This window comes from Paraburkholderia sp., assembly GCF_049581445.1.
GTDB lineage: Bacteria > Pseudomonadota > Gammaproteobacteria > Burkholderiales > Burkholderiaceae > Paraburkholderia.
Genome location: NZ_JBAURZ010000330.1, coordinates 1 through 5,412, shown reverse-complemented (window position 1 = coordinate 5,412; position 5,412 = coordinate 1). Strand labels below are relative to the sequence as shown.

Sequence of the window (5,412 nt, the reverse complement as noted above, 5' to 3'; positions counted from 1 at the left end):
GAACGGTGGCGCCGGCCGCCGGGTTGCTGTCGACGCGGTCGATGGCGGTTGCATAGACCCACGGGTGGCGGCGCAGTAGCGACTTGTCTTTCGACGGTTTGAGCGTAACGGTATTCATGGAGCGTCGTGGCGAGGTATTCAGCAGAACAATGGGCGCCGCATTAGGCGGCGAAACTGTAAAAGCCGCGGAGACGGACCCGGCGCGCAGCTTCGGGCGGTACGGGCGGCTTCTCTCAGTCGCGTTTTTTGGCGCGCGGATGCGCCTGATCGTAGACGTGCGCGAGATGCTGGAAGTCGAGCGCGGTATAGACCTGGGTCGCGGTAATGCTGGCGTGGCCAAGCAGCTCCTGCACCGCACGCAGGTCGCCGCTGGATTGCAGGACATGAGTGGCAAACGAGTGACGCAGCACGTGCGGATGGACGTTGGCCGGCACGCCCGCGACGAGCGCCATGCGTTTGACGCGCTCGCGCACGACGTTCGGCGACATCCGGTTGCCACGCACCGAGAGAAACAGCGGGTGCGGATCGTTTTTGACAAACTCACCGCGCACCGCGAGCCAGGCGTGCAATGCGTCGAGCGCCTTGCGGCCGACCGGCACGATCCGGCGGCGGTTGCCCTTGCCCAGCACCTCGACCTCAGCCGCGTCGAGCTTGAGCCAGCCGGCGGAACGGTAGCCGTCGGCGTCGGCAAAGCGGGCGTCGAGTCCAACCAGTTCGGCCAGACGTAGGCCCGATGAATAGAACAGTTCGAGAATCGCGTGATCGCGCAGCCCTTCGGTGGTGTTGGCGGCGGGTGCTTCCATCAGGCGGTTGGCGTCGTCGACCGAGAGCGCTTTGGGTAGCGTTTTCGCCTGCTTCGGCGCGCGCACGGTGGCAACCGGATTGGCAGGCAGATCGACCCGCCCGGCCAGCCAGCGATAAAACGCTCGCCACGACGAGAGGCGATGGCTGATCGACCGTGCTGTCATGCCGCCCGCGTGGGCGCGTGAAACCGCGCCGCGAATATCGATCGCACTCAGGCTTTCGAGCGGTCGACCCTTGGCCAGCAGCTTCAGTTCTTCCAGCTCGTGGGTATAGCCGCGCAGCGTGTGCGCCGAGAGGCGCCGCTCGTGCTCGAGATGCGACAGATAGTCGGCGATCGGGTCGGCGGCGCTCACGGTATCAGGCGAGGCGGGTTGCGTTAGCGCGGCAGCAGCCGGCTTAACGCCGCGCTGGCGAGGGCACCGATCTGCGTAAGGAAGTCGGTGGCCATGCCTTCGTGAAAGCGGCGCGGATCCGACGAACCCATCACCAGCAGGCCGAAGGTCGGTGCCTCTTCGTTGCCTTCGGGATCGCGCAACGCGAGCAGCGCGATCGATTCCGTCGCCTGTTCTCCGTCTGCCGTAGAGGTTCCTTCGGGGGACACGGCCATCAGCGTCGGCGCGAGCCATTGTGCCGCTTCGAAGCCGGTGTTGGCGCCGCAATACGGCGTGGTGAGGCTGTTGGCGAAGATTCGCACTTCCTCACCCACCTGACGCGCAAATTCGGCCTGGGTATACGGCTCCGCGACATCCCAGACACGCAGCGCCGCTTGCGGCACATCGAACACATCGCGCAGGCCGTTGGCGATCGTGCGCGGCAGCGCGTACGGATCGCGCTCGGCCATCACGCGGATCGTCCAGCGGTTGAACTTGGACGCAATGCTGTCGTTCTCGTGCCCGTAGCGCAGCAGTTCGGCGAGGCGCCGCTCGAGATGCTTGTTCTTGTCGCGCAGCATTTCCATTTGCCGTTCCTGGAGCGAAACCGCGGCTTTGCCGTGCGGGTTCGCAAGCCGGATCGTGGCGAGCATTTCCGCGTGTTCGGCGAAGAAATCAGGGTTGGCGAGCAGGTATTCGGCGACTTCGCGATCGTTCATGGTTTCGGCTAAAGGACTACGCCCTCACGTGGGCGCATCGGTCAATGGGGTCAGTCGGCCAGCTCGATCTCGCCTTCGAAGACGGTCGCAGCCGGGCCGGCCATCAGGAGCGGCGCCGGGTCGCGTTCGCCGTTCCAGGAGATTGTCAGCACGCCGCCATGGGTGTGCACCTTCACCGGCGAATCGAGCAGGCCGCGCCGGATACCGGCCGCCACCGCCGCGCAGGCGCCCGTGCCGCAGGCGAGTGTTTCGCCGGCGCCGCGTTCGTAGACGCGCAGCTTAACCTCGTTGCGCGCGACGATCTGCACGAAACCCGCGTTCACCTTCTGCGGGAAGCGCGGATGACGTTCGATCACCGGGCCATCGACGAGCACCGGGAAGGCTTCGACGTCGTCGACCACCTGCACCGCATGCGGATTGCCCATCGAGACCACCGAGATCCAGTGGGTTGTGCCGTTGACATCAAGCGGCCACAGCGTGTCGTCACCATCGTTGCGGCCTTCGAGGCCTTTCGCATCAAACGGCACGCGGGGCGGCTCGAACACGGGCGTGCCCATGTCGACGGTGACGTCGCCGTTCTCCTGCATGGTGAGCGTGATGATGCCGTTCTGCACCTGCACACGTACGCTGTGCTTGTCGGTGAGGCGCGTATCGCGCACGAACTTGACGAAGCAGCGGGCGCCATTGCCGCAATGCTCGACCTCGCCGCCGTCGCAATTGAAGATGCGGTATCTGAAATCCACGCCTTCGATGGTGGGCTTTTCGACCAGCAGAAGCTGATCAGCGCCGACGCCAAAGTGCCGGTCCGCGAGCGCACGCACCTGCGCGGCGCTCAGGTTGAGCGGCTGCGTAAAGCCGTCGAGCACGACGAAGTCATTGCCCGCGCCGTGCATTTTGGTGAATTTCAGTTTCATGCCGCTATTGTAAGGGACAGGCGCAGTGGTGCGCCGAACCCGTTTTAATTGCGTTGCGATTAGTCATGGCGAGGATTCCAATCGCGTCAATAGACGCTGGGCACGCCGGGCGGCCGCGTCTTGAAGCGTTTGTGCACCCAGTAATACTGCTCCGGCATCAGGGGAATCTGCTCTTCGAGGAATGCATTCATGCGGCGTGCGTCGGCGTCGTCATCGCCGGTGGGGTAGTTGTCCCACGGCTTGAACACCTTGAGGCGATAGCCCTTGTAGTTGGGCAGCACCTCGCCGATAAACGGCACCACCTGCGCACGGCCCACCTTGGCGAGCCGCCCGACGGCGGTCAGCGTGCAGGTCGGCACGCCGAAGAACGGCACGAAGGTCGAATTGCGCATGCCGTAATCCATGTCGGCGCCGAGCATGACCGGCTTCCTGTCGCGCAGCCAGCGCAGCACGATGCGTGCGCTATCGGCTCGGCTCGCCATGTCCGCGCCAAAACGCGCCCGCGCAGATTTGGCGACTTCCTCAAGTTCCGGGTTCGACATGGGCTGATAGAGCGAACCGCATTGGCGCTTGAGCGAATAGTTCAGAAAGATCGAACCCGCTTCGATACCGACGAAGTGAAAGCCCAGAAACAAAGTAGGCGGCAGGTTCGGATCGGTGAGGTCGATTGCGCTGTCGAGCTGGATCAGCTTTTCAAGCTTCTCTGCAGACGCGAACCACTGGACGCTGCGCTCCAGATAGCTGCGGATCGCGTGCCGGAAATGCTTCTGCGCGACTTCTTCACGGCGCTCATCGTTCCATTCCGGAAAACACAGCTTCAGATTGATATGAACAATGCGTTTGCGCCGGCTGGGGATCTTATACAGCAGCCAGCCGAGGCCGTCGCCGATGCGGGCAACAAGGCCATACGGCAGTAGCGCGAACAGTTTCAGCAGCCCAATGGCGAATTTCGCCCCAAGGTGGCTCAGCATGCGGCGGCTCCGCATTGTGCGCTGGCCGACACTGTTCTCAAGAAAACGGCAGACGAGTCGGAATACAACACGTGTGGGTACTCTGTGACAATTGTAGGAAGTCGCTATAATACGGGCTTCGCCGAGTTAATAGACAACTTGCGGGGCGAAGCTGGGTGATGTGAATCACGCGAATTACGCGATTCACACCGCTCAGTCAGGAAATCCGCTAAAGCGTCGCCGCTTCAGGCTCCCGGAGCTGGCTACGTGAAACTCAACCGTAACCACACAACAGGAGTCTGCAACGTGGCAAACGACTATCTCTTCACCTCCGAATCCGTTTCGGAAGGCCATCCGGACAAAGTCGCGGATCAAATCTCCGACGCAATTCTCGACGCCATCCTGACCCAGGACAAGTATTCGCGCGTTGCCGCCGAAACGCTGTGCAACACGGGTCTGGTCGTGCTGGCGGGTGAAATCACCACTACCGCGAACGTCGATTACATCCAGATCGCGCGTAATACGATCAAGCGTATCGGCTACGACAACACCGATTACGGTATCGACTACCGCGGTTGCGCAGTGCTGGTCGCCTACGACAAGCAGTCGCCGGACATCGCGCAAGGCGTCGATCGTGCGCACGACAACAACCTCGATCAGGGTGCGGGCGACCAGGGCCTGATGTTCGGTTATGCCTGCGAAGAAACGCCGGAACTGATGCCGCTGCCGATCCATCTGTCGCACCGTCTGGTCGAACGCCAGGCTAACCTGCGCCGCGACGGCCGTCTGCCCTGGCTGCGTCCGGATGCGAAGTCGCAGGTGACGGTTCGTTATGTCGACGGCAAGCCGGATTCGATCGATACGGTGGTGCTGTCCACGCAACATTCACCGGACATCGAACTGGCGACGCTGCGCGAAGCCGTGATCGAAGAAGTCATCAAGCCGACCCTGCCGGCCGAACTGATCAAGGGCGACATCAAGTTCCTCGTGAACCCGACTGGCCGCTTCGTGATTGGCGGTCCGCAAGGCGATTGCGGTCTGACGGGTCGCAAGATCATCGTCGACACGTACGGCGGCGCAGCCCCGCACGGTGGCGGTGCGTTCTCGGGCAAGGATCCGTCGAAGGTCGACCGTTCGGCCGCTTATGCTGGTCGGTATGTCGCGAAGAACATCGTCGCAGCCGGTCTCGCGTCGCGCTGCCTGATTCAGGTGTCGTACGCGATTGGTGTGGCGCAGCCCACTTCGGTGATGGTCAACACGTTCGGCACGGGTCGCGTGTCGGATGCGACGATCACGCGCCTCGTGCAGGAACACTTCGATCTGCGTCCGAAGGGCATCATCCAGATGCTGGATCTGCTGCGTCCGATCTACGAAAAGAGCGCCGCTTACGGCCACTTCGGCCGCGAAGAGCCGGAGTTCACGTGGGAAGCCACGGACAAGGCTCTGATCCTCGCCGAAGCCGCAGGTACGGAACCGGTTGCTGCGATCGCCTGAACGCGTTCGGCTGCTTCAGCAAAAGACCCCGCCGGCGTAAGCCGGGCGGGGTCTTTTCTTTTCAGCGGCTGGCGAAGCCGAACCAACCTTCGTTGCCGAACGACATGCGGCGCGGGCGCCGACTGGTGCTGCGCGGCTCGATCGCGCGCGGCGCCGGCAG

6 protein-coding genes are annotated in these 5,412 nt (G+C 63.0%); 1 reads left to right on the top strand and 5 read right to left on the bottom strand.

From position 1 onward, the window contains the following. The 5 genes from WCA85_RS27490 to WCA85_RS27470 all read right to left on the bottom strand — a co-directional run. A partial coding sequence (locus tag WCA85_RS27490; protein ID WP_424068022.1) for a hypothetical protein occupies positions 1 to 118 on the bottom strand: 118 nt, incomplete at its 3' end. 115 nt (positions 119 to 233) lie between these two features. Beyond that, positions 234 to 1,157: a tyrosine recombinase XerC gene (xerC, locus tag WCA85_RS27485; protein ID WP_424068021.1), complete on the bottom strand. Its 924-nt coding sequence runs from the start codon at positions 1,155 to 1,157 to the stop codon at positions 234 to 236. A gap of 23 nt (positions 1,158 to 1,180) precedes the next feature. After that, on the bottom strand, positions 1,181 to 1,894 hold the full coding sequence (locus tag WCA85_RS27480) for a DUF484 family protein (protein WP_424068020.1): 714 nt from the start codon (positions 1,892 to 1,894) through the stop codon (positions 1,181 to 1,183). A gap of 50 nt (positions 1,895 to 1,944) precedes the next feature. Further along, on the bottom strand, positions 1,945 to 2,808 hold the full coding sequence (gene dapF / locus WCA85_RS27475) for a diaminopimelate epimerase (RefSeq protein ID WP_424068019.1): 864 nt from the start codon (positions 2,806 to 2,808) through the stop codon (positions 1,945 to 1,947). Positions 2,809 to 2,894: 86 nt separating this feature from the next. Next, positions 2,895 to 3,779, bottom strand: coding sequence for a lipid A biosynthesis lauroyl acyltransferase (locus WCA85_RS27470; RefSeq protein WP_424068018.1), 885 nt, complete (start codon positions 3,777 to 3,779; stop codon positions 2,895 to 2,897). A 285-nt stretch (positions 3,780 to 4,064) separates the two neighbouring features. On the opposite strand from WCA85_RS27470, the gene metK reads away from it, so the two are divergent. Further along, positions 4,065 to 5,252 carry a methionine adenosyltransferase gene (metK, locus tag WCA85_RS27465; protein WP_424068017.1) on the top strand — a complete coding sequence of 396 codons (1,188 nt, stop codon included), beginning with the start codon at positions 4,065 to 4,067 and terminating at the stop codon, positions 5,250 to 5,252. Positions 5,253 to 5,412 lie beyond the last annotated feature (160 nt).

What these genes read in the sequence shown, in the direction of transcription:
- WCA85_RS27470 (WP_424068018.1), bottom strand. Translation starts at nt 3,779, where the DNA reads ATGCTGAGCCACCTTGGGGCGAAATTCGCCATTGGGCTGCTGAAACTG.
- WCA85_RS27480 (WP_424068020.1), bottom strand. Translation starts at nt 1,894, where the DNA reads ATGAACGATCGCGAAGTCGCCGAATACCTGCTCGCCAACCCTGATTTC.
- dapF (WP_424068019.1), bottom strand. Translation starts at nt 2,808, where the DNA reads ATGAAACTGAAATTCACCAAAATGCACGGCGCGGGCAATGACTTCGTC.